Annotated in this window: 23 protein-coding genes, 1 pseudogene and 1 riboswitch; of the genes and pseudogenes, 6 read left to right on the forward strand and 18 right to left on the reverse strand. The window is 41.8% G+C overall.

Annotated features, from left to right (window positions below; all coding sequences use genetic code 11):
- The 12 genes from V5M37_RS27510 to V5M37_RS27565 all read right to left on the reverse strand — a co-directional run bounded on the left by V5M37_RS27510 (position 1) and on the right by V5M37_RS27565 (position 11,884).
- The gene (locus V5M37_RS27510; protein WP_423800051.1) at positions 1-984 is read right to left on the reverse strand and encodes a glycosyltransferase family 2 protein; all 984 of its coding nucleotides are present in this window, start codon (positions 982-984) and stop codon (positions 1-3) included.
- A gap of 2 nt (positions 985-986) precedes the next feature.
- Positions 987-1,919 carry an NAD(P)-dependent oxidoreductase gene (locus V5M37_RS27515; RefSeq protein ID WP_423800052.1) on the reverse strand — a complete coding sequence of 311 codons (933 nt, stop codon included), beginning with the start codon at positions 1,917-1,919 and terminating at the stop codon, positions 987-989.
- 30 nt (positions 1,920-1,949) lie between these two features.
- Positions 1,950-3,092 (reverse strand): glycosyltransferase family 4 protein, encoded by a 1,143-nt coding sequence (locus V5M37_RS27520; protein WP_423800053.1) that lies wholly within the window; start codon positions 3,090-3,092, stop codon positions 1,950-1,952.
- 5 nt (positions 3,093-3,097) lie between these two features.
- The gene (locus V5M37_RS27525; RefSeq protein WP_423800054.1) at positions 3,098-3,922 is read right to left on the reverse strand and encodes an aldolase/citrate lyase family protein; all 825 of its coding nucleotides are present in this window, start codon (positions 3,920-3,922) and stop codon (positions 3,098-3,100) included.
- Positions 3,923-3,933: 11 nt separating this feature from the next.
- Positions 3,934-4,569, reverse strand: coding sequence for an acetyltransferase (locus tag V5M37_RS27530; RefSeq protein ID WP_423800055.1), 636 nt, complete (start codon positions 4,567-4,569; stop codon positions 3,934-3,936).
- Complete coding sequence (locus V5M37_RS27535; protein WP_423800056.1) at positions 4,566-5,210, reverse strand: sugar transferase; 645 nt, start codon at positions 5,208-5,210, stop codon at positions 4,566-4,568. The genes V5M37_RS27530 and V5M37_RS27535 overlap by 4 nt, the downstream gene beginning before the upstream one ends.
- The gene (locus V5M37_RS27540) at positions 5,171-6,325 is read right to left on the reverse strand and encodes a DegT/DnrJ/EryC1/StrS family aminotransferase (protein ID WP_423800057.1); all 1,155 of its coding nucleotides are present in this window, start codon (positions 6,323-6,325) and stop codon (positions 5,171-5,173) included. Before V5M37_RS27540 ends, V5M37_RS27535 begins: the two co-directional genes overlap by 40 nt.
- Before the next feature lie 140 nt (positions 6,326-6,465).
- Positions 6,466-7,347, reverse strand: coding sequence for a UTP--glucose-1-phosphate uridylyltransferase GalU (galU, locus tag V5M37_RS27545; RefSeq protein ID WP_423800058.1), 882 nt, complete (start codon positions 7,345-7,347; stop codon positions 6,466-6,468).
- Between the two features lie 72 nt (positions 7,348-7,419).
- The gene (locus V5M37_RS27550) at positions 7,420-9,246 is read right to left on the reverse strand and encodes a polysaccharide biosynthesis protein (protein WP_423800059.1); all 1,827 of its coding nucleotides are present in this window, start codon (positions 9,244-9,246) and stop codon (positions 7,420-7,422) included.
- Between the two features lie 319 nt (positions 9,247-9,565).
- Positions 9,566-10,330 carry a tyrosine-protein phosphatase gene (locus V5M37_RS27555; protein WP_423800060.1) on the reverse strand — a complete coding sequence of 255 codons (765 nt, stop codon included), beginning with the start codon at positions 10,328-10,330 and terminating at the stop codon, positions 9,566-9,568.
- Between the two features lie 98 nt (positions 10,331-10,428).
- Positions 10,429-11,145 carry a CpsD/CapB family tyrosine-protein kinase gene (locus V5M37_RS27560; protein WP_423800061.1) on the reverse strand — a complete coding sequence of 239 codons (717 nt, stop codon included), beginning with the start codon at positions 11,143-11,145 and terminating at the stop codon, positions 10,429-10,431.
- Positions 11,135-11,884, reverse strand: coding sequence for a YveK family protein (locus V5M37_RS27565; protein WP_423800062.1), 750 nt, complete (start codon positions 11,882-11,884; stop codon positions 11,135-11,137). The genes V5M37_RS27560 and V5M37_RS27565 overlap by 11 nt, the downstream gene beginning before the upstream one ends.
- A gap of 254 nt (positions 11,885-12,138) precedes the next feature.
- Between V5M37_RS27565 and V5M37_RS27570 the strand changes: the two genes are divergently transcribed.
- Positions 12,139-12,963: an SGNH/GDSL hydrolase family protein gene (locus tag V5M37_RS27570; RefSeq protein ID WP_423800063.1), complete on the forward strand. Its 825-nt coding sequence runs from the start codon at positions 12,139-12,141 to the stop codon at positions 12,961-12,963.
- 188 nt (positions 12,964-13,151) lie between these two features.
- On the opposite strand, the gene V5M37_RS27575 is transcribed toward V5M37_RS27570, so the two are convergent.
- Positions 13,152-13,304: a hypothetical protein gene (locus tag V5M37_RS27575; RefSeq protein WP_213117205.1), complete on the reverse strand. Its 153-nt coding sequence runs from the start codon at positions 13,302-13,304 to the stop codon at positions 13,152-13,154.
- A 229-nt stretch (positions 13,305-13,533) separates the two neighbouring features.
- On the opposite strand from V5M37_RS27575, the gene V5M37_RS27580 reads away from it, so the two are divergent.
- The gene (locus V5M37_RS27580; protein WP_423800064.1) at positions 13,534-14,778 is read left to right on the forward strand and encodes a LysM peptidoglycan-binding domain-containing protein; all 1,245 of its coding nucleotides are present in this window, start codon (positions 13,534-13,536) and stop codon (positions 14,776-14,778) included.
- Positions 14,779-15,211: 433 nt separating this feature from the next.
- Here the strand turns inward: V5M37_RS27580 and V5M37_RS27585 are convergent, their stop codons facing one another.
- A complete protein-coding gene (locus V5M37_RS27585) occupies positions 15,212-15,739 on the reverse strand; it encodes a hypothetical protein (protein ID WP_423800065.1) in 528 nt (175 codons plus the stop codon).
- A 532-nt stretch (positions 15,740-16,271) separates the two neighbouring features.
- Here V5M37_RS27585 and V5M37_RS27590 point away from each other — a divergent pair.
- From V5M37_RS27590 to V5M37_RS27600, 3 genes and pseudogenes are all read left to right on the forward strand, one after another.
- A pseudogene (locus tag V5M37_RS27590) lies at positions 16,272-16,331 on the forward strand (SWIM zinc finger family protein); the annotation flags it as partial.
- Between the two features lie 75 nt (positions 16,332-16,406).
- Positions 16,407-17,675: an SWIM zinc finger family protein gene (locus V5M37_RS27595; protein ID WP_423802701.1), complete on the forward strand. Its 1,269-nt coding sequence runs from the start codon at positions 16,407-16,409 to the stop codon at positions 17,673-17,675.
- 452 nt (positions 17,676-18,127) lie between these two features.
- Entirely contained in the window at positions 18,128-21,310 is a 3,183-nt protein-coding gene (locus V5M37_RS27600; protein WP_423800066.1) for a DEAD/DEAH box helicase, read from the forward strand.
- A 192-nt stretch (positions 21,311-21,502) separates the two neighbouring features.
- On the opposite strand, the gene V5M37_RS27605 is transcribed toward V5M37_RS27600, so the two are convergent.
- On the reverse strand, positions 21,503-22,255 hold the full coding sequence (locus tag V5M37_RS27605) for a diguanylate cyclase domain-containing protein (RefSeq protein ID WP_423800067.1): 753 nt from the start codon (positions 22,253-22,255) through the stop codon (positions 21,503-21,505).
- 121 nt (positions 22,256-22,376) lie between these two features.
- Positions 22,377-22,462: riboswitch (ZMP/ZTP riboswitch) on the forward strand.
- A 51-nt stretch (positions 22,463-22,513) separates the two neighbouring features.
- Between V5M37_RS27605 and V5M37_RS27610 the strand changes: the two genes are divergently transcribed.
- Entirely contained in the window at positions 22,514-23,353 is an 840-nt protein-coding gene (locus V5M37_RS27610; RefSeq protein WP_423800068.1) for a bifunctional 5,10-methylenetetrahydrofolate dehydrogenase/5,10-methenyltetrahydrofolate cyclohydrolase, read from the forward strand.
- Between the two features lie 357 nt (positions 23,354-23,710).
- Here the strand turns inward: V5M37_RS27610 and V5M37_RS27615 are convergent, their stop codons facing one another.
- The 3 genes from V5M37_RS27615 to V5M37_RS27625 all read right to left on the reverse strand — a co-directional run bounded on the left by V5M37_RS27615 (position 23,711) and on the right by V5M37_RS27625 (position 26,046).
- Complete coding sequence (locus V5M37_RS27615) at positions 23,711-24,418, reverse strand: hypothetical protein (protein WP_423800069.1); 708 nt, start codon at positions 24,416-24,418, stop codon at positions 23,711-23,713.
- A gap of 52 nt (positions 24,419-24,470) precedes the next feature.
- Entirely contained in the window at positions 24,471-24,857 is a 387-nt protein-coding gene (locus V5M37_RS27620; RefSeq protein ID WP_423800070.1) for a hypothetical protein, read from the reverse strand.
- A gap of 94 nt (positions 24,858-24,951) precedes the next feature.
- A complete protein-coding gene (locus tag V5M37_RS27625) occupies positions 24,952-26,046 on the reverse strand; it encodes a PcsB-like coiled-coil domain-containing protein (RefSeq protein WP_423800071.1) in 1,095 nt (364 codons plus the stop codon).
- Positions 26,047-26,207 lie beyond the last annotated feature (161 nt).

Genomic DNA, 26,207 nt, shown 5'->3' on the forward strand with positions numbered 1-26,207 from the left:
CTATCTCCCAACACTCTTTATTCTATCTATTAATCCTATAGCTGTTATTGTTCCTTTAAACCCCAAAAGATTGTATATAAAATAAAATATTTTCACTCGACTATTTATTTTATATCCTAATAGATACGATAAACGTTTTATTCTTTTAATATATTGCTTTTTTTCAATGTCAGTTACTCTAGAAAAAACAACTAATAAATTACAATATAATTTTGCCATTGAGTTGTATAAAGCATCTTTCATATCTTTATGAAGATTTGATCTTTTTACCATCTCTATACAATTTTCTAAAATATGTGTAGCATCTTTAATATCTTTTGTTTTATTCGATGTAGTCACCGACCCATTTCTTTGACGATATACTATAAAAGACTCATCTATCATTGCAAATCTATTTGTATGTTCCAGTACCCTATAATACCATTGTTGGTCCTCTGCAATTGTACCAACCTCAAACTCGATATTATGTTCCTTTAGTAAAGAGGCTTTTACACATTTTGTCCAAGCGGCACAATAAAAAGCATCATTTGAAACAAGCATATTTATTATTTTATAGGGCTCATTTAATTTTTCCTCATTCTTTAAAGAAAATGAACAATCAGAGAACCTATCTTCCTCGTCAAAATACTTTTCAAATTTATAAAGTATTACGTCCGGATTTTTTTTACTTTGTTCATAAACTTTGGCTAAAAAATCTTCTGACTTAATATAATCATCACTATCAATGAATATTACATACTGTCCCACAGATAATTTGAGACCTTCATTTCGAGCAGAAGATGCCCCTTGGTTAGTTTTGTGTATAACTTTAACTCTATCATCTTTTTTCATGTACTCATCACAAATATCCCCGCAATTATCAGGTGAACCATCATCAACCAATATAACCTCAAAGTCTTTAAAATTCTGTGCTAGGATACTTTCTAAACATTCATGAATATATTTCTCTGCATTATATACTGGAATAATTATACTAAATAACATTATTAATCCTCCGAATTAATAATACAAACTGGTCTTTCACCCAACTTTATACAATTCAAATTATACGCCAAATGATTTTGTAGTCTTATTTTTGTTTCTTTTGAAATAGCTGCAACACCTGGGAAAACAATAACATTACATAATCTCCTAAAAATATTAGTAATAGGGTTCGGGACTTTTTCAAAAATATCAAGGACAGCCCCACCTATTTCCTTTCTTTTTAGTGCACTAAATAATGCAATCTGATCAATTACAGCTTTACGCCCTACATTAATAAATATACATTCACTATTCATGTAACTTATTAAATCCTTATTAATAAGTTGTTTTGTGTCATCGTTATCAGGTAATGTTGATATAACATAATCACATTTTGGTAATTCTTCCTTTAGTTCATGAATTGTATTCACGATACGTATAAAGGGACTTTTTTCACGAGTGCGTTTCGCAAACCCAAAGATTTCCACATCAAAACCTACTAACCTTTTTGCTACCTCAGTTCCAATACTACCAGTCCCGAGGATTATTGCCTTTTTACCAGAAAGTTCTGTTATATAATTATCGTATCCTCTTGTAAGCCTTACAAATCTATTATTGGGATTGCACCTAAATTTTTTGGCCATTTGAAGAATGCCAAAAACAACAGTCTCCGCAATAGGAATGCTATAAATCGACCCTACATTCGCAACTAGAACACCTTTATCTCGAAACTTTTTTATTGGAACACCATCATATCCTGCACTTGTTAGATTTACTAAAGACAATGATGGGAAATTCATGTTAGAAACTACAACGGCAGTTGCCCTACTACACAAAATCACTTTTACTTCAATATTTCCATCGTACTCTTGAACGGTTTCCTTGTTAATTAATTTAATATCTATATCTTCATTAAGTAATGTATCCTCAATTTCGACCTCAGATAATACAAGCATAATTCCAACCCTTCTTCAATGTATAAAAAACTATGATTTAATTAATGAAATATAATCCTTATACTGATTTTCAATCATTATTGTTCGGTCAAAATATTCCTCGATTCTTTTTCTTGCATTAGTGCCTAACAATTTAGAGAGATGATTATCACTTATTATCTTTTCCATTAATTTATAAAGTGATTTGTAATCCCTTGCTTCTGCTAACAAGCAAGATTTTCCGTTCTCCATCACCTCAGAAGCACCAGGTATGTCAGTTGTAATAATAGGACATTCCATCGCTGCTGCCTCCTGTAGCACCATACCAAAGCCTTCTCTATACGTCGGATGTACTAAACAATCAAATGCAGCATAATACCGAACTAAATCATTTTGGTTTTTCTGTCCTGTAAAAATAACGGTTTCACTATTTTTGGCCCATGTGAGCAAATCTAAAGAAACATTTTTATCAACTTCCATGTCCCCTATGATAAATAACTTAACCTTTGAGGTTTCAGCTAATTTTTTAATACAAGCTAACAATTCATTTGCGCCTTTATCCCTTGATAGCCTACCAACAAAGCCAAAAACAAATTCATCTAGAATCCCATACTGTTTCCTTATTGACTTTCGGAAATCATCCTTCTTTAATAGGTCGAATTGATTTAAATCAACTCCTATTGTTCCACCTTCACCTATAACTTTAGCCTTATCCATCTTGTATAATTTTTCACTTAAAGCAAATTCAAGGTTCTTTTTACTTACAGCACGAATATCTGTTGATAATACACAAATTGCTTTTTCCAATATTTTAAATATTCCCCTGATTGTCCCCTCCATGCCGACATATCTAATTCCCCACTGACAATATAATCTTTTGGGGATACCTGCGAGAAAACCTGCAATACTAGCGTATAGTGAAGCATTTGGGGTTGCATATTGGATTAAATCAAAGTTTTCTTTCTTAAATAAAAGATACATCTTTAGTAATGCCGGTATGCCGGAGAGACTAATACCTCTGGTCATTTTAATTGGCACGTAATTAATATATTCTGGCAAATTTTGAGCAAAACTTTCATCTAAATCACATATAAAAGTAATGTCAATCTTTTCTTTATCATAAAGATATTTCGCTGTTTCTAGAACAAATGTTTTAAGAGTTATAGGAACTGTTGTAATAAAGCAAATTTTCATTTCTATCACCTATTTAATGCGAATGCAACATTATTTATTTTTTGTTGTAGAATCTGATAATTAAATTCAAACTGTGTTGTTGTGTATTGGGAAGCTTCCATTTCCTTCTTACGAATATTATTTATCCCCTTTTTAAAAATGTCTGCTACCTCAAATGGATTTTCAACTATATTGGCATCACAAAAACTTCTTGATAGTATAGCCATACTTGAACCTAAACGGTAATGTTCAGTAATAATATATTCTGCTGGTATCGCGCCAAATCCAACTCTCGCAATTCCCCCAAACCCATAAAGATATCCTTTATCCTTTAAAATTTTACATAGTCGTTCTACAGTCCCATCAATTAGAAGCTCAAACATAAAACGTTTGTTATATGCTAAATGTAAATCATTTAAACCTATGTGAACTTCATCAATACCAGTACTTTGGAGTATTACATCTATACTCTCTGCTGCCTCTTTAGTTTCAAGTAAAAGTACTACTTTCGCACGCCCATTAACATATTCTACAAACTTATCTACTTCTTGCTTTGTTTTAAACATTGGTAACATTATTGCGTCTGCACCATTTCGAATTACATTTTCAACTTCATTTTTTGTACCTTCAAAAAAAGGATTGAGTCGAACTAATAGTTCTGAGCTACTTAATACTGATTTTACTGGGATAATATCATCAATTGAATGATAAGATTTTACCGTATTTAAACCAGCCTGACGTTCTTCCTTTCCAATCTGTTCTAAATCTATCCATATTCTATCGACTCCAGCATCCTCAGCTATTTTTGCAATATCTGGTTTGTTAGTTATATACATTAGTGTTAATGGCATTTTCTTTCTCCTTAAGTTACATTTTTGCGGTTAATTGTTTTTGCTGGAATCCCGACGTATACATCCGTTGTTTTTATATCCTTAATGACCACTGCCCCAGCACCAATTTTACAACCTTCAGTTATTTGTACATTATTAATTACCGTACTCCCAATCCCTAACCAAGTACCTTTACCAATTTTTACATTCCCAGCTGAGTTAACACCAGGTGATATATGAACATAATCTTCAATTAAATTATCATGATCTATGGTAGATCCCGTATTTATGATGCAACCTTTACCAATTTTTGTACAGCAGTTAATTATTGCCCCTGCCATCACAACTGTTCCAGCCCCTAACATCACTTGCTCTCCAATTACCGAATTTGGGTGAATTAACACCGGAATACTGGCACCTAATGTTTCAAGCATCTCTTGAATTTTTTCTCTTATTACGTTATTTCCAATACCTACAAAAATATCAGATGTCTCAATATTTTTAGAAACATCACAGGATGTTCCAATCACTTCCAATCCCAATGATGATTTAATTCTTTTATCATCATCTAAAAAGGCAACGCTCTGCCATCTGTTCATTTTCAATGCAATGTCAGCAACAACTTTCCCATGACCGCTAGCCCCGATTATTAAAAGTTTATTTTTCATAAATCAATTCTTTCCTTTTTTGTTCCTCTAAAAGGCTCCATTGTAGCTGCATCTTCTGAATTAATCCCTTCCCTAACAAAGACCTTAATTAGAGTAAGAAAAATAATCTTCAAATCCTCTATGAATCTAACATTATCTACATATTTTATATCTAGATTAAATTTTTCTTCCCAACTGATTGCGTTTCTTCCACTAACTTGCGCCAACCCAGATAAACCTGGTCGAACTTCATGTCTACGTTTTTGATGCTCAGTATAAAGAGGAAGATATTGGACCAGTAATGGTCTCGGACCTATAATCGACATATCACCTTTAAGAATATTAATAAGTTCGGGAAGTTCATCAAGTGATGTTGACCTTAAAATCTTACCGAACTTAGTAAGCCTAAAAATTTCAGGAAGTAGTTCTCCATTTTTATCAATTTCATCCGTCATTGACCTAAATTTATACATCGTAAAAATCTTTCCATTTCTCCCCGGTCTTGTTTGTTTAAATAACACAGGACTGCCTAACTTTATTCTGACTAAAATAGCAACTATTAAAAATACCGGACTAAGAATAACTATAGCAATCAATGATAATATAAAATCCAACGGTCTTTTTAGGAACCTGTGATAGAAGCCACCTTTTGATCTTTCCATTCCTCAACCCACAACCCTTTAATAGTCTTTACAACTCTCTCTAAATCATCGTCCGTCATTTTCGTATCTGACGGCAAACAAATACCATTTTCAAACAATTCCTCAGAGACACCAGTCCCAATAAAATCATACTTTTCGAAGAACGGCTGCATGTGCATTGGTTTCCAAATTGGCCTTGACTCTATATTCTCCTTCTCAAGGGCCTCCATGATTTCTAAAGGTCTTACCTTCCCGTTCAATGTTATACTACTTAGCCAATAATTTGGCTTATTCCATTTATTAGTAGGCATAAAGTCTACACCTTCGAGTTCACCTAGTTCTCTCTTATAAAACTCGTAAATGTAATTCTTTTTTGCCACTCTCTGATCCAATACTTTTAGCTGCCCTCTGCCTATACCCGCAACGACATTACTCATCCGATAATTAAATCCTAATTCACTATGCTGATAATGCCTTGCTTGGTCTCTAGACTGTGTTGCCCAAAATCTGACTTTTGCAATTCTCTCTGAGTTATCGGAAACAAGCATCCCACCACCTGATGTAGTAATAATCTTGTTGCCATTAAATGAAAAGATTCCATAGTCGCCAAAGGTCCCCGTATGTTGTCCTTTGTAATAAGTCCCTAAGGATTCAGCGGCATCCTCTATTAAAACCACATTATGCTTTTTACAAAGCTCTACTATTTTATCCATATCAGCAGATAAACCATATAGATGAACAACAATGACTGCCTTAACATTAGGATACTTCCCAAAAGCTTCTTCCAATGCTTTAGGGCACATATTCCAAGTTTCATAATCGCTATCTATAAAAACTGGAATGGCATTTTGATATATAATCGGATTCGCTGTTGCCGAGAATGTTAACGATTGGCAGAAAACGATATCCCCTTCACCCACACCTGCCGCCTTAAGAGCCATATGAATAGCACCTGTTCCAGATGTTAATGCCGCAGCATATTTTGTACCAACCTTAGCAGCTAGTTCTTTTTCAAATTGATTGACGTTTTCTCCTAGTGGAGCAATCCAGTTCGTATCGAACGCTTCAAATACATATTTGATTTCATAACCCTCATCACTCATATGGGGAGATGATAGGAATATTCTATCAGCCATTTTTATAACTTCCTTTCCAATTTAGTAGCCTAGTACTTAGTTCAAAGACCATTCCTATTTAACCAACTACTAATCCACTAAAATCCTCAATGTAATACCCATGCACATAAAAAGCTACTAATATGTGCATGGGTAAAATTTTATTTCACCTTTATTTCATCCATTATTTGATCAAGATAAGTAATTAACTCGGATCTTAACTCAAAATCCTGTAGTGCCATCTCTATTGTTGTTTTTACAAACCCTAATTTCTCTCCAACATCATAACGTTTACCTTCAAAATCATAAGCAAACACTCGTTGGATTTGATTTAATTTTTGAATGGCATCTGTTAATTGAATTTCTCCACCAGCACCTGTTTCTTGCTGGTCTAAGAGCATAAAGATTTCTGGGGTGAGAATATAACGACCCATAATTGCCAAATTAGAAGGAGCAGTTCCTTGCTTAGGCTTCTCTACAAAATTACTAACTTGGTATCTTCTACCCTCTTGTATAGATGGGTCAACAATTCCATACCGGTGTGTTTCATTATCAGGAACGGTCTGAACCCCAATAACAGATGACCGAGTTTCTTCATATATATTAATAAGCTGTCTTAAGCAAGGTGTGTCACTTTGAACAATATCGTCACCAAGCAAGACCGCAAACGGCTCATCACCAATAAAATTTCTCGCACACCATACTGCATGCCCTAAACCTTTTGGCTCTTTCTGCCGTATATAATGTATATCAGCTAAATTTGTGGAGTAACGGACTTTGTCGAGTAAGTCAGTTTTTCCTTTTTCGATTAAGTTTTGTTCGAGCTCAGGAGCAAAATCGAAGTGGTCTTCAATCGCACGTTTTCCTTTGCCTGTAACAATTATAATATCTTCGATACCAGAAGCTACCGCTTCCTCAACGATATATTGAATCGTTGGTTTATCAACAATTGGCAGCATTTCTTTTGGCATCGCTTTTGTAGCAGGCAGGAAACGCGTTCCTAAGCCTGCTGCTGGAATAATCGCTTTACGTACTTTTTTCATTTTTATTTCACCTTCAACTATTTTTACGGCCAGAAATTTATCGAAACGATCGAAATGTCTATCAAGAAACGATTAATAGGCAACAGCTATTAACGAAGAAGTATCATACTTATTGTTAGCTACAGCTATTAACGTATCGTGCATTTCTAGCTCTGACATTTTTAATAATTCGTTTATTAAACGATTTAAAACGTCAGCATTAATCACATTGGCTTTGCCGATATGAATCTTAGGGAAAACCTGCTCTTGATGAATTTCATTGGCATTCAGCAGCTCTTCGTACATCTTCTCTCCAGGACGAAGACCTGTAAACCGGATCCCAATTTCTTCTATTGAAAAACCTGATAATTTAATAAGGTTTTTAGCTAGATCGACAATCTTTACGGGTTCGCCCATATCTAGGACAAACACTTCTCCTCCACGTGCAAGGGTGCCTGCCTGAATGACAAGCCGTGAGGCTTCAGGGATCGTCATAAAGTATCGTGTCATGTCTTGGTGTGTAACGGTAACCGGTCCGCCCGCTTGGATTTGTTTTTTAAATAACGGAATCACGCTGCCGCGGCTGCCAAGTACGTTTCCAAACCGAACGGCAACAAATTTTGTCGAGCTTTGTTGCGCCAGACTTTGAATAATCAGCTCCGCAAACCGTTTCGTCGCTCCCATGACGTTCGGAGGATTAACCGCCTTGTCTGAAGAAATCAGCACAAATGTATGGACTCCAAATGTGTCCGCAGCTTCTGCCACATTCCTAGTCCCATAGATATTGTTTTTCACCGCTTCTCTCGGATTGTATTCCATTAACGGAACATGTTTGTGTGCAGCAGCATGGTATACGACAAACGGTCTATGCTCTTCCATGACTTCAAACATCCGGTTTCGATCCTGAATATCGCCAATCACCGGAACAATTTCAATCTGCTCTCCGTATTTGCGGCGGAGTTCCATATCAATTAGGTAAATACTATTTTCGCCATGTCCTACTAGGACAATTTTTCGAGGATTGAACTTACAAATCTGACGGCAGATTTCTGAACCAATCGAACCGCCTGCTCCGGTTACCAAAACTGTTTTTCCTGACACGTATTCAGAAATGCTATTAATATCCAATTCTATCGGTTCCCTGCCTAGTAAATCCTCCACCTGGACATCGCGGAATTCATTTACTGATAGCTTCCCTGTCATCAAGTCTTCTAACTTTGGAATGATCTGCGTTTTTGCCTTTGTTTTAGAGCATTCATCAAAAATGCGGTTGATTTCCTTTTTGCTTAAAGAAGGAATCGCAATAATGATATTATCAATTTTGCATTTTTCAACGGTCTTGACGATATGGCTGGAATTTCCGACAACCGGAATCCCTAGGATATCCAGTTTAAACTTTTTTGGATCGTCATCGATAAACGCCACCGGCTTTAAATCAATTTCTTGATTATGAAGCAGCTGGCGGGCCACCATCGTGCCGCCTGAGCCAGCCCCAATAATCAACGTTTGCTTCACGTTTTTCGGCTTATTCATAAAGTTGTCCCGAAACACTCTCCACGAAAACCTAGAACCCCCAATGAAAAGGAGGAGAAGCATCCATGTGATCCATAATCCTCTTACGTTCACATCTTCAAAAGTAAGAAGCTGCGTTACGGTCGTAACCGCTACTGCTAAAGTTACCACCTTAAAGATCGTCAGAAGCTCACCGACACTCGCGTATTCCCAGGCTTTATTATGGAGCTTGTAAACTAACGCAAATAAGTTATAGCAAATGACTAAGGTGATTGTACTAAATAAAAAAATGGATTCCTCCCAATAACTCGACTCTGGATTAAGCGTGATGAGCCTTATGTATCTGGCGGCTAAAACAATGAACGAATCCAATAAAATAATGGCGGCTAGTCTCTTTCTATATGTCACCTATAAATTCCCCCTCTTTTCTCCCCGTTAACATATATCTTTATAAAAAAAATAAATACCTAATGGAAATACAAGTGTATACACTTATCCTTTCATTAGATATTTATTGTTTTTTTGTATATTTTTTAAATTGGGCATCTAACCCTCCCTCACATCATGCTCCTGACGACCTGCGTCTAAGGTCCCGCTCTTTGCCGAAGAGCGGTCCCACAGCATGACCGAGTGCCCCCATTGATAACGGACAGGGAAGCCTCGCCGTTCAGAGCGTCGCGCCCTGAAATGAATGTTCAGTTTTTGGTCTTCCTATCGGCTTAGTCCGTTAAAAGATACCAAAAAGCTTTTTCTTCTTAATCTTCTCAGGTACTTCCTTGTACACATGATACCCGTTCAAGACATTGGCTGCATTTTCTTGAAGAAGATAAACCATTTCATTACCGTAGTTTTTTTGAATGATATCGAAGGCCTCGCGGAGCTTGAATGTGCGGCTCTTCACATTATGGGCATCGGAAGCGATAAAATGCGTTAAGTTCGCTTCGACTAATTGTAGCGTGAAACGTTTGATCTTTTTTCCGAAATCACCGCTGATGCTCGCGGCGGTTACTTGGGTTAATGCCCCTTTCTCCACCATTCGATATAGGATGTCGGGCTGTTCGTTGATTTGCTGGTTCCGTTCCGGGTGGACGATAATTGGAATTAATCCCTCTAGCTGCATATCATAAAACAACTGATTGGCATACCTCGGGACATGATTGGAGGGGAATTCCACCAAAACATAATTCGAGTTGTGAATCGGCTGGATTTCGTCCTTCGCATAGCCCTTTAGAAGCTCGCCGTGAATGCGGACTTCCTGCCCTGGGACAATCTTTACATCTATATTTTCTTGTTGTAATTGGCGGTTTAGTTCCGCTGTTTTTTCCAAAATGATTTGTTTTGGGTTTTCATATTGGTTATTTAAATGATGGGGCGTTGCCACGATCGTTCGAATCCCTTGGCTAGCTGCCTTTCTTGCCATCTCGATACTTTCTGACAAATCCCTTGCCCCATCATCGATTCCGGGCAAAATGTGACAATGTAGGTCAATCATTGTTAACACTCTTTTCTGAGAATTTCGTCATTTGTAACACTTTCCACTATATTACCATATATATAAGGATAAAGTATGACGAATTTTGTCGAATGATGTTAATTTTTCGTGCCATATGCCCCATAATAATAGTAATAGTCACTCTTTTGAACTTCTTTGTGATTTAATACCACACCTAACAGCTTGCTTTGGGCAGTCTCAAGCAATTCTTTCGCCTTCTTGGCCAGGTCGATTTCGGTTTTTTCACTATAGACCACCAAAATAGTGCCGTCGCATTGATTCGCCAGAATTTGCGGGTCTGCTACCGCTAGTAATGGCGGTGTGTCGAAGATCACATAATCGAATACGCTTTTGGCCTCTTCGATAAACTGCTCCATCGATTTGGAGCTTAAGAGTTCTGCAGGGTTTGGCGGAATCGGTCCGCTTGTTAACACATAAAGATCCGGCTCTTCCGTCTCGTTGATCGTGTTTTCAAGTGTTCTTTGCTTTGTTAAGACCGTTGTAAAACCAAATAAATTAGTGACACCAAACGTATGGTGAACGGTTGGTTTGCGCAGGTCAGCATCCACTAAGAGGACTTTTTTCCCAAGCTGGGCGAAGGTCACTGCCAGATTGGCTGCTGTTGTCGACTTTCCTTCGGCCGGACCGGAAGAGGTCACCATGATCACTCGGATTTCTTTATCGACCGATGAAAATTGAATATTGGTACGGACTGTCCGATATTGCTCAGAAATCGGCGATTTTGGCGCAATCGATGTAATTAACTTACGGCTTGGGTCCTTCGTTAGCTGTTTCTTTTTTCGTCTAAGAGCCATAAGTCTCACCTCTCACTGCTGTTTTTTTCGCGGCTCTGCGCTGTTTTAACTCTTCGATTTGCTGGTCATCAATTTGGGCAATGATTCCCAGGATTGGCAGACCGAGTTCTTTTTCGACATCTTGTTCGTTTTTGATGGTGTTATCGAAATACTCTAGTAGGAAGGCTAGTCCGACACCCGCCATTAAGCCAACTACTAAGGCGATAGCGACATTTAATAATGGTCTTGGTTTTACCGGTGAAGGATTTTCCCCGGTTTGTGCCTTTGCCAGAATGCTGACGTTGTCGACATTCATGATCTTGACGATTTCCGATTGGAACACTTCAGCGGTTTTGTTGGCAATCAACGCTGCTGTGTCCGGGTTTGAGTCTTGTACGGATACGGTGACAACCTGGGAATCCTTTTCACTGCCTACAGTGATTTTTTGATTTAATTGGGTCGCGTTCAAGCCTAATTTGAGATCGTCCGCAACGATATCTAAGATAGCAGGGCTTTTGATGATAACATTGTAGGTATTAATTAATTGCAGGTTTGTCTGTACTTCGCTCGGACTGTACATCGTTTGGTCATTTTTCGTTTGGTTAACAAGGATTTGCGTTGAAGCTTGGTAAATCGGGGTTAAGAAAAAGAAACTGACCACACCGCTGATGATCGCAGCAATGAGGGTGATGGATACAATTAATGCTAGACGCTTTTTTAGCGTTTCAAGCAATTCTTTTAAACTAATAGTCTCTTCCATTTCGTCCTCCTGAATAACTGAATACAATAGAATATTATAGCATATTTTGTCATGTTTATGCGAAATTTGTAAAATAAATGTTACATACTCTATTAAACACCCTTTTGTAAGATTTTTGAAGGGGATTTAGGAATTTGGTAGGAATTTCATTTCATTAGGTTGAAGGTCTTGGGGTTTTTTGAAGAATTAAGGAGAAATTTGGTAGTTTTCTGTTATAATAGGAGTGCAACGTGGATTGGGGGTTATATATAAAGATGCAGAAAGTCATTGTGGCATTATTAGGGATTATTTTTATTATCGTTTTATATTTAGGACAGTCCCACTGGAAACAGCAAATTGCGGACACATCTGCGAATATGAAGACGGATTACTACGCGACGCTTCAGAAGGAATATAAGAAGACTCGCGGGGCAGCTGCTGGTGGTGTCGGTTCGGTTGCAGCTAACGGGCAGGAGGATTTGGTTTCGTTAACGAAAAATTGGCCTGCTGGCGCTGTGGAGCGGTTCAAGAAGACGCTGGCAGATGGGTCAAAGTTTAAGATCTTGTTTGTTGGGTCTGGGGCTATCGGCTCAGAAGGTGACGGGACTTTTCCGCTTGTGAAGAAGTCACTTGTCGATGCATTTGAAGCGAAACATATCGAGGTTGATTTAATTACATACGGCTCAAACTCGAGCCAATTTTTGAAGGAGAATAAAGAGAAAGACGTTGCTGGAGCCGGGGCAGATTTGATTATTTATGAACCGTTTATTTTGCAGAATAACGGTGCTGTGGGGATGGATAAGTCATTGGCGGATTTAACGACTGTAATGGAGTCTGTGAAGACGGAGAAACCTGGAGTCGCCTTTATCCTGCAGCCGTCCATTCCGCTATATAAGGCAAAGAATTACCCTGTACAAGTGGCGCAACTGAAGGACTACGCAAAGAAGAACGGAATCGCCTATCTGGACCACTGGACCTCCTGGCCAGACCCAAATACTGAAGCGATTAAAGAGTACTTAACACCCAACCAGAGCGGACCAAGCGACAAAGGCGTACAACTATGGAGCGAAGCATTAGCTGCCTATTTGATCAGTAAGTGATGCATGGGGACGGTTCTTTTGCATCATATTTATTAAGTGATTGTTGAAGGCGGACTGAGAGGTTCGCCTTTTTTGATGCACGGGGACGGTTCTTCTGCCTCAAAAAGGCGGCGAGGGACATGGATGGTCCTCCGAAAATGGACACAAAAAAACTGCCAGGCTTTAGTCCAGCAGTCTTCCATTTATTATTAAAGTGCTACCAAATGTCTAAGGTCTTCTTTTAAATCCTCGATTAATTGATTCAGGGAAATTTCTTTTTCTTGCATGGCCTTGTCGTATGTTTTTTTGACAATCTCTGAAAAGTCAGCCTTCATGCTGATGTTCTCTACATTCTTCTCCACTCCGACCTGTCCCTCCATCATCTCATTGTTTTTCATAATAATAGAAAAGTAGCGGAATGTAAATAGATTTCCAGTTGAATTTTGTAGCAAATTTGTGAATTTTGTAGAATTTTCTGTAGTGAGTACCCTCTTTTGTTAAATTCTCACAAATTTTTCGACTTTCGAACAAAAAATTAGCAATCTATGGTAAAATACATAGAAAAATAGAAGAAAAAGAGGTGACTGTTTCGTGAGTAAAACCGTCGTTCGGGCTCTGTCGACAACCGCCCTTCTTTCCATTGCCTATGCGGGTGCGGCCCATGCGGATACATATAAGGTTCAAAAAGGCGACACTTTATCAAAAATCGCCAATACATATAAAACGACAGTAAATGATATTAAATCGCTAAACGGGTTAAGTTCGGACTTGATTTATGCTGGACAATCGTTGCAGATTCCTGGTCCTGGGGCTAGTGCAGCTCCTGCTCCTGCCCCTTCTCCATCTGCGCAGCCAGCGGCTACTTATACAGTTGTGAAGGGTGACGCCCTGATTAAGATTGCCAACCGCTTCAGCGTGACAGTCGGCGAGCTTCAACAGTGGAACAGCCTTAGCGGCACGTTGATTTTTCCGGGACAGGTATTAAAGGTGTCGGCTGAGGTGGCGCCAGCTCCCGCGCCAGTGGTAGTTGTACCGCCGCCGGCTCCTGCGACTCCCGCTCCAGCCCCTAGTTCGGCTGCAACGCAGGATTATACGATTGTCCCAGGCGACAGCCTGAGCAAAATTGCGCTAAAATTCGGGACTACCGTGTCGCAATTGAAGTCTTTGAACGGGTTAAGTTCTGATATGATTTATGCCGGACAAACGCTGAAGGTCCCTGGGCAGAGTGATGCGGCACAGCCATCTGCTCCAGCCGTTCCCGCGGCACCAGCGCCGGTGACTCCGCCTCCAGCGGCATCGGACGTATCCGATTATGTGATCAAAAGCGGTGATACACTCGGTGCGATTGCTGCTAAATTTAACATCACTGTTCAGGAATTGAAGGCCATGAACAGTTTAACCTATGATATGATTTATGCCGGCCAGACGCTAAAGGTGCCAGGGCAGACGTCGGTATCCGCACCAGCTGGTGATTTGGGCGCGCAGATGATTTCTGTGGGCAAAAGCTTAATGGGCGTCCCGTATGCCTGGGGCGGCAGCACGACGGCCGGCTTCGACTGCAGTGGCTTCATCTATTACGTGGCCAACCAAGCCGGCTACAAAATCGGCCGCACTTCTGCTGCCGGCTACTACGACCGCTCGTATTATGTCGACCAACCTAAGGTTGGGGATCTGGTCTTTTTCCAAAACACCTATAAACAAGGTATCTCCCATATCGGGATCTACCTAGGCAACGACCAGTTCATCCACGCCAACGACGGCACCGGTGTGACGATTTCTAATGTAAAAAGCACATATTATGCGTCGCACTTTGCTGCGTTTAAGAGGCTCTATTAAAACTAGTTTTTCCAGCCAGACCTGTTCGTTATGGGGCTGGTTTTTTTGTGTTTGGAAAGTAAGTTGGGGTTTTTGGAAAGTAAACTATTGAATTTGGAAAATATTTTGTTGGAAGTGGGAAGTAAATCGTCTATTTTGGAAAGTATTTTTATAAAACAGGTAAGTATATCCAGAAAAAAGGAAATTTTAATTGGTCTCCCCCACTATCTTTAGAGATTTGGTAAGGGATTTTGGTGCGTGTCCCCCTATTTAATTACCTATTTTGGGACTTACTCGTCACTTTGTCGGGTTTACTGGTCTATTTTTCGAATTTACTCGCCTATTTCAGGATTTACTCGCCGAAATTTGTATTTTACTCGCCTACCTATTTTTCCTGCCTGTCCAAAAAGGCTAAAAAGCCAGGCGGGCAGCCTGGCTCTGGTAATATTCCATATTAAGTTGCTCTCATCTTCTTCCTTTTGTTTTTTCGATAAACATTGTTTTCCATAAGCTGCCCGATTAATCCCATCACCAGGCCGAAGAAGATTCCGTTGAACACGGGAGCGTCGAAAAGCGGCAAATTTTTCAATATGGGGCCATCATGCCAGAACAGGCCGAAATCCATCCCGAGGACGATTCCGAGAAAAAAGCCTGACAGATAGGTCCTGTTCTCCACATTTCCTTCCAGTTTCTGATTGTTCGTCTTAGCCGTATTGTAGGCGTGCCAAATGGCGAAGCCGTAAAGTGACGGATAAAACAATCCCCAGCTGTAATCGATCGGTGGTTTGGCCTCCGGCAGGGTCCCATCAAATGAGAAGATTATGGCAAGATTTAATTTTGATTTCACATTGATGACGAATTCCAATATCAGCAACGTAAATCCCATTATATAATCGCGGTTGTAAAATTGTCCGAACCCCGGCAGCACCGTTGACCACAACATCGCGGCATAAGGAGATCTGTATTGGTGGGTAGTTCTCATTCGGTCTTCCTCCCAAAAGAAGTATATTTATATAATTTCAGCGCAGAAGTGGAAATCTCCTTCTTAATTCACAAATTTTGGGAATTTTGACATACAACTTTCTACTACTTAGGCAGTACTACCTAAGGTGTAAAGAATTTGTCAGTCATCGGACAATGACAGCGGAATTTGGGCTGTGAGCCCGGATTGTCCTTTAGCGGTGCCTGACACCTTTTTGGTGAAATGATACCGTTTTTCCTAGAGGCTTGAGCATTTGCTCCTCGTGTTGCGGATTTTTGGGTATAATAGAGGAATATGGATTTTTTGGGTAAAGGGAGCGATGCCTGTGAACGAGGTGTTACAGGGTCTTGCGGATGAGTTGAAGGATATGCTGAATGCGAATGCAGCGGATGATGCTCGGCTGGTTCAGAAGGGGATGATGCTGTACCGGCAGGGTCTGGTGACGCAGCTTCGCTTTGAGAACGGGGAGTATACGGCGGTGGTGCAGGACGTATCGCCGGCGAAGGTGCGGCTGGACCCGGAGTTTTTGGGGATGAGTGATTGCTCGTGCCCTGGTGAAGAGCTTTGCCGGCATCAGTTGGCCGTGTTTTTTGCAGCGTACGCAAAGGAAGCGAGTGTTTCGGATTGGTTGGCGGAGTGGCGTGAGCCGGTGCGGGAGACGAAGTCAGTGGCGAGCTGGGGTCTGCAGGCTGCGAAGGATTTGGTGAAGGCGGCCGGGCTTATGAAGCCGGACTATGACCGCTGGGTGCAGTCGTTTGAGTCGAGTTTTGATGCGTTGGTTGCCTCTAAAAAACATACGAACCCGTATGTGGTCTCAGAGCTGTTCGGGATTCATATGAAGCGGGTCGGGGCGAGTGCGCCGGTGGAGAAGGAATGGCGCCTGCTGTATGAGCTGGTCGCGTCGATCGTATCGTTTCGGAAGCTGCTGGTGTGGAGCGAAGAGCTTGGTTTTGAGGAACATGTCGTACGGAAGGCTTTTGGGCATTGTTTTGAAAATTTGCTGGAGGATTCGGCGGATTTGGTGGAACGGTTAGTCGTGCAGACGATGCCATTTGCGTTTGATGAGTTTATTGAGCGGCTGCGGGATGAGTCGTTTGAGGTCCTGACGAGTGTTGCGGGGTATGAAATTGAACGGGTATATATGCACCGCCAGTTGTGGACTGAGCTGTTCCGGAAGAAGGAGTGGCGGCAGGAGGAAGCGCTCCGGATTGGTTCTAGGTTGAAGGCGCTTGAGGAGTCAGAGAACCCGCTCCCTTTTCAGGTGACGATGATTCATCTGTATTTCTTGCTCGGAAATGATGATTTGGCGTTGAAGCTGGCCGGCGGTGTAACGGATGTCCGGTTTGTGCCGTATATGGTGTCCTGGATTGAATATTTTACGGGTCCGAAATTGTGGCGCCGCGTGGAGCCAGTAATTGAGCTATTTTTGAGCAGGCTGAAGGAGTATTTGGATGGGCTTGTGTCATATCAAAGCTGTTCAGCGTTTGTGCGAAGTGTGATGCGGGCAATTGCACCGTATTGTTCGGAGAATGGCCGATTAGATTTGTATGAGCGGGCTTTATTGGTATCACTCCCCTACAGCTTTGCGGATTATGAGTATTTGTTGTTCGAACGCGGTGATTATGACCGCTGGGGCGAGCTTCAGGCGTTTGTCGGGCTGGATTTTTATGATCTACCGAAGGATAAGGTAAAGGTGGTTGAGAAGGAGCGGCCCGAGGTACTGCTGGGGATGCTGCATCAGACGGCGCAGAAGGAAATTGACCAGAAAAACCGTGGGAGCTACCGGGCGGCGGTACGGCACTTGAAGAAGCTGCGGACACTGTATAAGAAGCTAAAGCGCGTTGATGACTGGGAGTACTTTATCGAAGGTTTATTGGAACGAACGAAACGTTTGCGGGCTTTTCATGAGGAGTGTCAGCGGAGTAAGTTGATATAGGTATAGTGTTTGTTGGTGATCATGGTGTCAGGCACCGCTCGTGGACATTTGTTCGTGTGGAGTGGACAGTTTGGGGTTTTAGGGCTCTGGATTGGTTTGTTGGGAGCGGTGCCTGACACTTATGGGGTTGGTTTTTTTGATTGGGGGACCTCGCATTTTTTGATTCGCCGATAGAATGGCTGAATTCGCCGATTGGAGCCGGAAATCCGCCGATAGAATGCTATAAATCGCCGATAGGACTTTAGAATTCGCCGATAGAAAATGCACGCTCATTAATATAGTGTCATTTTATTGCAGTCGGGTGACTTTTCAGCTGAAAATATGTATCTTAGAAGACTTTTTAAGGGCAATTATAGATTTACTACATACATTTATTTTTAAATTACCTTTTTTGAAAAAGGTATTCGAGGGTCTAACTTTAAGCGGCCCTCATATAAAGGAGCACGTTTTCCATGCTTAAAACCAGGTTTTTGAAATTGCTGACAACTAAATTAGGTGATGACCGGTTTCTGCTGACGGCCCAGGATGAGCACGGCAGGTTTATGAGTCCTTTCAAGTGGAAGAATCTTGTCTTCAGCAGTCACGAGGAGAGTTTTTTCGGGACAGTCCTGGATGAGATGATCGTGGATGATGTCGAAGGCGTGGTTGTGAACGGCTGGCAGCTTGTGTCGCTTTTTGCCAAGGAATCGTTCAACCGCTTTATCGAATGGGACTGGAACGAAGAGTCCGAAATTTGCTTGGCGGCCGCCAACTCCATGTACGAGGGCATTGTCGAAAAAGACTGGCACCCGGACTTTTCCGTATGGGGCCCGGACGGCGAATTCCGCTGGAAACTGCCCGAACGCGTGATGGATGAATTCCATCCCGAGTTTTGGGAGCAAATGGTGCATGGGGACGGTTCTTCTGCATCATCGCAGACGGATGAAGTGGTGCACGGGGACGATTCTCGCGCATCATCAGAGGCAGATGAAGTGAGGCATGAGAACCGTCCCCATGCCTCACCCACCGCTCTCAGCTATATTTCGGATTTGTATAACAGTGCGCTGGATTCTTTTTTGACTAGGAATAATGCGGCGAAGGAGTTGTTTGAGCCGAAGCTTGATTTATTGAAGAAACAGAATTTGTCAGGCTTGGAGTTGGCGCGTTACTTTGATGAGGAAAGCTGGCTCGAGTGGGTCGGCATCAAGGAAAGCGAGGCCCCGTTTACGATTGGCTTGCGGCTGGATGAGCCGGAAGACGGCGAAGGTGACTGGAGCCTGGATGTGTTTTTGCGAGGGAAGAAAAATGTCGATGAGATTGTTGATGTTGAAGATGTGAAGCGGATTCCGGCGAAGTGGCGCCCGTTTTTGGATAAGGTTGACCGTGAGCAGGCCCGCTGGGTGCGGCTGTTTCCATGGCTGGGAGACGGGGCTTCGACGGATGCGGATGACGAGAGCAGCCCCGGGGCTTTGAAAACGGAGCTCACCGAGGAAGAAGCGTGGATGTTTTTGACGGACGCGAGTGAAACGCTGTTGGCGCTGGATGTCGAAATCCTCCTCCCTTCCTGGTGGCAAGCGATGAAAAACGCCAATCTGCGCGTAAAGGCGTCGCTTAAGGGGACGTCGAGCCACCGGCCGTCGTTTGTCGGGCTGGATGCGATGCTCGATTTCAACTGGCGTTTTTCAATGAATGGTGTCGATTTGTCCGAGGATGAGTTCCATCAGCTTGTCGAAGAAAAGCGGAGGCTCGTCTATATTCGCGGCCGTTGGGTAAAGCTCGACCCGCAGTTCATTCGGCAAATTCAGGATTTGATGAAACGTGCCGAAAAAGAAGGCCTGCAGGTTCGGGATTTGATTGAGCAGGAGCTAGTTAATTCAGGTGAGGGCAGCGAAGAGGAACTAGAGAATCCCAAGGTGTTCGCGAAGATTCAAATTGAGCTGAACCGGCAGTGGAAGCAGATGGTGAAGCAGCTGTCGGAGGCAAATGAAATCCCGCTCGTGGATGTGCCTGAGGGATTGAACGGAGAATTGAGACCGTATCAGCAGCTTGGGATGAGCTGGCTGTGGTTTTTGCGGCAGTACGGGTTTGGTGCTGTGTTAGCTGATGATATGGGGCTCGGGAAAACGATTCAGTTGATTGCTTATCTGTTGAAGGTAAAGGATGAGGCTGGGGACGTTGTGAAGGTGGTTCCGGGAGATGTTGTGGAAGCGCCGGTTGTGGCTGATGACCTTGTTGGGGACAATTCGCTGGATAGTCAGGCCACGGAGCCTGAAACCGATGCCGACATTGACTCTGTTTCAGAAACCACCCCCTCCTCCCTGCCTATTGCACCCGTTGATGCAAAACCGCGCCGCAAGAAAAAAGAGGATGCTGCCCCTGCCAAGTTACCGACGAACGCAGCCTTAATCATCTGCCCTACCTCGGTGCTCGGCAACTGGCAAAAGGAAATTGAGCGGTTTGCTCCGGAGATGAATGTGTACCTTCACTACGGCTCGAACCGACTTAAGGAGACTAGTTTTTCAGAAAAAGCTCAGGATGTGGATGTGGTCCTCACCTCCTACGGGCTGAGTCATCTGGATTCCGAGGAATTCGAGTCCGTTCAATGGAGCACGATTGCCATCGATGAAGCGCAGAACATTAAGAATGCCCAAACGAAGCAATCCAAAGCGGTTCGAAGATTGCGCGGGCGCCATCATGTGGCTCTGACCGGGACGCCGATGGAAAACCGCCTATCCGAACTGTGGTCGATCTTTGATTTTACCAATCATGGCTATCTTGGCAGCTTAGGCCAGTTCCAGAAACGGTACATCATCCCGATTGAAAAGGATGAAAAGAAAGATAAAATCCAGCAGCTGCAGTCGTTGATCCGGCCGTTCCTGCTGCGGCGGACGAAAAAGGATGAGGAAGTTGCGCTGAACCTGCCTGACAAGCTGGAGCAAAAGGAATACTGCCCGCTTACAGCAGAGCAAGCGTCGCTTTATGAGCAGCTTATCCACGATACATTTGAGCAAATTGAAAAATTGACCGGCTTTGAACGCAAGGGGTTAGTGTTGCAAATGCTGGGCCGCTTGAAGCAACTGTGCAACCACCCTGCCCTCTACTTGAAGGAAAAGTCAGCAAGCCGGGAACTTCTCGAGCGATCGAACAAGTTGGAGAAGCTTGTCGAGCTGGTCGATTCGGTTTTGGACCAGGGCGAAAGCTGTCTGATTTTCACCCAATATATCGAAATGGGCGAAATGATTCGGAGTGCGCTGAAGAAGAAATTTGGCATCGAGGTGCCATTTTTGAACGGTAGTGTTCCGAAGACGCAGCGTGATACGATGATTGAGCGTTTCCAGAACGGGGAGTTCCCAGTGTTCCTGCTGTCGTTAAAGGCTGGCGGTACCGGGTTGAACTTGACGGCGGCGAACCACGTCATCCACTACGACCGCTGGTGGAACCCTGCCGTTGAAAACCAAGCAACCGACCGGGCCTACCGGATCGGCCAATCTCGTTTCGTGCACGTGCACAAACTAATCTGCACCGGCACACTCGAAGAAAAAATCGACGCCATGCTGGAGAAGAAGCAATTTTTAAATGACCAGATTATTCAGAGTGAGAACTGGATAACGGAGCTTTCTACGGATGAACTTAGGGATTTAGTGCATCTTGGATAATGGTGTCAGGTAGCGCGCGTAGACATTTGTGCGCCTGGGGAGGACAGCGGCGATATGCTGCTGTCCTTTTTTGGTGACTTTGTTTCGTAATACGCTAAGGCTACTTGGTTTTTCGAAAAAGAAAAACAGCCCTTATACATTATAAGAACTGTTCTTCCCTCCTAAGCCGCCTTGGTTGCCCCTTCCCGTCTTTTAAGAGCCATTCAGCGGCAGCTCAAATATAACAAATGTGTTTTTCCCGCGTAATTTAGCTTTATACATGGCGATATCCGCATTTTTTATTAACGTCATTGCCTCTATTCCGTGTTCCGGGAAAAGAGCAATACCAATACTTGTCGATGTAATAATTTGATTTTCATCGATCGTAACGGGCTTGTTAATTTCATTAATAATCTTTTCCACATACTCTATTACTAAAGATTTATCTGTGTTTGGAAGGTAAATGATAAATTCATCCCCCGCAAAACGTGAGACCGTATTTTCTTTACCTATACATTCCATCAGGCGCATTCCTATTTCCTTTAATAAAAGGTCGCCAACGTCATGTCCATAGGTATCATTTACCTGTTTAAACCCATCAATATCAAGCAACAAGACAGCCCCGGTATTGCTCTTTCGCATAAGTGAATGGCTTAATTCCATATCAAAATATCGCCGATTTGAAAGGCCTGTCATGGGGTCATAATAGGCCAACTCTTTGTACTTTTCCTCTGCGCTCTCTAACTTAATCCGTTGAGTCATCACAATAAAGAGAAAGGGTACAAAAATCAAGATCGTCACAATAATATCAATGAATTCCTCCGTTGCATCTAATGGTTTATTCCAAATCCAATGAATGATTCGTTCCAATACATCTGCTTCCATCACTTTTATAAACAGTAAACCCATTAAAATCACAATGATTTTAAAAGACCATTTTGTATATTTCTTTCTCTCTATTGCCAAATGAGTTCTCTCCCATTTTTAATATCTTTAACAGATTACTAAAACCATAGGCCAATATCAATTAAGGATTTATTCCATTGACATTTAAAGCCTTTATGTTATCTTTAACCTATAACAATGAAATGGACACAGTTACTGACGACAAATGTGGAAACGACCACAAGGAAGCTGTGTTTTATATAGTGTCGGGTCGTCTGGGCAGAGATAAGGATCATATCCTTATCTCTTTTTTATTACATTTTTTTAGGAGGGCTTGTTATGGAAAAAATCATTTTGGATGGAAATGTCGTTGCGACAGAAATTAAGGAAGGCTTGAAAGCACGAATTGAAGGTTTAAAAAATAAAGGCATCACGCCATGCCTCGCAACGATTTTAGTTGGCGATAATCCCGCTTCAGAGACCTATGTAAGAATGAAGGGAAATGCCTGCAAAAGACTTGGCATGGAGTCTATTCGCGTACATTTACCCGCTGAAACAGGGACATTGGAGCTGATCGAAAAAATTAAAGAGTTAAATAACGATCCAGCGGTTCATGGTATTCTTTTGCAGCACCCGGTGCCATCACATATTGATGAACGTGCCGCTTTTGAGGCCATTGATATTCGAAAGGATGTTGATGGTGTCACAAGTGCAGGGTTCGGACAGACGGCACTAGGGTTTGGAGAATATCCTTCCTGCACACCAGCTGCGATTATGAAAATGTTAGACTATTACCAGATTCCAATTGAGGGTAAACATGCTGTCGTAGTGGGCAGAAGTCCCATCTTAGGAAAACCTGTTTCCGCGTTACTTCTTAATGCCAATGCGACTGTTACGACATGCCATTCAAAAACAGCCAATTTACCTGAAATCCTAAAGCAGGCAGATATTGTTGTGGCAGCGGTTGGACGGCCAAAATTTATTCAGGGAAGCTGGTTAAAGCAGGGTTCCGTCGTATTAGATGCAGGCTATAACAAAGGCAATGTCGGGGATATTGATTATGACACATGTTACGAAGCGGCAAGTGCCATCACTCCTGTTCCTGGCGGAATCGGTCCGATTACCATTGCGACTTTGTTGAAACATACGGTTGATTCCGCAGAAAAAATGTCGATCTAAGTTACGAACATGCTGGTTTTCGGTTAACGGGTTCGGATGTTGATGGGAAAGACGCTAAGCTAATTAACATATGTTTTAACAGTAAATTAGCAATAAAAAACGCTCAGATTTTTCTGAGCGTTTTTTGGCGTAATTATTAGCAAAATTTTAGGTATTTCCCGGGAATTTGTTGAAATTTGAAGAATAATGAATCCGACTATTTGAAACAAAGGAATATTCGTTTTGATTGATTGTAATATCGTCTAGGGGCTTGTCTGTATCGGGTATCGCTATAACGCTCCGATTTCAGATTGAAAAAGAAGTTAATTGCACCTATATCGCCCAGCGATACGGAACAAAAAAACTTAAATAGGCACCTTATTTTCGGAATAACAGAAAAAGCGTCTCCCATATCCCTTTAGGTTTTTGTATCGCTTCTTCTAAACGTTTATTAAAATCATTTTGTGAATGCCATTCTTCTTTCTGTTCGTCACGCATATTTTGTATTTCCGCTTGTAAGAATTCGTTCATTTGTTTTTCTTGTTGAAGTAATGTTTCATAATGGGCCATTTGTTGTTCAGATAATTTTTCTATTTTAACCTGAGTTTTTTGCGCCGAATTTGCAATATTAGAACTTATGCTGTGATGATCTTGTTGTAACCGAGAAACCGCGGTTCTAAGCTGTGACATATCGTTTGTCAGTTGGACATTCATTTCACGTGTGGCTGCGAGCTCATTGACTAAAAACCTTAATACCTCTTTTAATTGATTGGGGTCTTCGGGTAAATTTTCATATGTATCGGATACCGCTATCTCTGTTTCATTGAATCGATCTAGTCTTTCTTTTTGTTGATATACAAGGTCTTTAGCTGTATCGTCTAGGGGCTTGTCTGTATCGCGTAACGATATAAGTGCTTCGAGGTCGGATTGAACAAAGATACGCCGATCGCCATCTTTTAAAAATTCATATCCATTTCGCTCTAAGATTTGGCCATACTTTCGAACAGTGGGTGTTGCAATCCCCACTTCTTCTGCCACTTCTTTGGAAGAGAAAGCTCGCTCATTCGGTTGTATATCACGTCTCATATCGGACCTCCTATTCTATTACATTATGAAAGTATTTTCGATTTATTTCAAGCTATATCGCCCAGCGATACAAAGCTCCTTTCTGGAGGAACTTTATTAAGGATGATGCTTGTTTTTGATTGAGGTTCTCAACCGCCACAACGCCCTTTTTAGCCTCCTTCAAGTTTAAATGCATATCGCCAAAAAAGATTTCCGATAATTTTTTTATTACGCCAAAGCCTTTAGCTGTATCGTCTAGGGGCTTATCCGTATCGCGTAACGCTATACGCGCGTCATATCGCCTAGCGATACTAAATATAAAAAAGATCCTTTTCTCTGTATGGTTATGAAAGTTAAAATTCCACATTGAGTATATTTCGACAAACTTGGACAAATTTCCTGCAAGAACAGATATTGAATATATTAAATGGTTCCTGCTTGATTCGAAGTCATTTTTCATTGTGTGACCAACCAAAGTATTCGAACCTATATAAAAAGACCCGGCACGCTCCAGTACCGGGTCTCCGCTTCACATGAACTTTATTTTTCAAAAATTAATTTAAAATAATCAGCTTGACGGTTCTTCTGCCCCATGCTCTTGCTTCTGCACTGTTTGGCTTGAGGATGTCGATGCGGTGGCCTTTGATGGCGCCGCCAGTGTCTCCGGCAATCGCTTCGCCGTAGCCTTCGACCCATACACGCGAACCAAGCGGGATAACAGACGGATCAACTGCAATCAATTTCATATTTGGATTGGCCTCGATGTTATAACCTATTGCCGTTATCGAGCCTGAATCTTCATGGCTGTAAGCGGTTGCGGTTACGTACATTTCCTTGCCGCTAATGCCTGCGCTAGAGGTATCCTGCGCTGGTGCGGAAGCTGGGCGTGCCTGCTGCTGGGCAATTGCCGCTTGAATGCCGGCCATTTGTGACTGGATTTTCGCTTTGTCCTGCTCGGCTAGAGCCAATTGTTGCGTAATTTGATTATATTTATCCTGCATGGCCGTTAGGACTTCCTGACGCTTTTGCAGGTTTTGATCAAGTTCAGCTTGTTTTGCGGCAAGAACGTTTTGCTGCTCCAGTAAAACCTGTTCCTGCTTATCGATTTCCTTTTTGTCGTCTTCAATTTTCTGAAGGTCTGCCTTTTGGGCATTTAAAATGTCCTTGTCAGCATCCATCAATGTCGAGACAGCGCTTGCACGCTTAATGAGATCGGAAATGCTTTCAGATTCTAAGAATACGTTCATGATGATATTGAAATTGTCACTTTGCTGCATGGCCACGGCCCGCTTTTTCATGATTTCGCTACGGCCGAGGATTTTGTCCTCAAGCGCAACAATCTCTTCTTTCTTTTGTTCAATCAGCTTGTTCACTTCGTCGATTTTGGCCTGAGTTTGGGCCATTTCTTCTTGGTTCTTTGTAATATATGCATATATTGAATCTAGTTCTTTCTGAATTCCTTGTATTTCTTGATTAACAGCTTGCTGTTCTTGTTTCTGCTGATTAACAATTTGCTGTTTTTCCTGGAGCTGCTGTTGAGCATTGCGAAGTGCTTCACTGCTTGTTTGTGCATATGTAACCATGGTGCCTGATGCGTATGTAGCAATTGTAAGTACTACTAGTAAAATACGCTTGATCGTGGATTGCATATACTCCCCTCCTATTAATCTATTTATAACAGACAAACTTACCAGTTATGTTACAAAAATATTAAAAGAATATCACAAATCGACTTAAACTGGATAAAAATGGCTGTTTTATGGCAAAAAGGTGTCATAAATCAAAAAAACAGGGCCATTTTGGAAAATGG

Origin of the sequence: Neobacillus sp. SAB-20_R2A (genome assembly GCF_049568635.1) — a bacterium.
GTDB classification, from domain to species: Bacteria; Bacillota; Bacilli; order Bacillales; family Cytobacillaceae; genus Neobacillus; species Neobacillus citreus.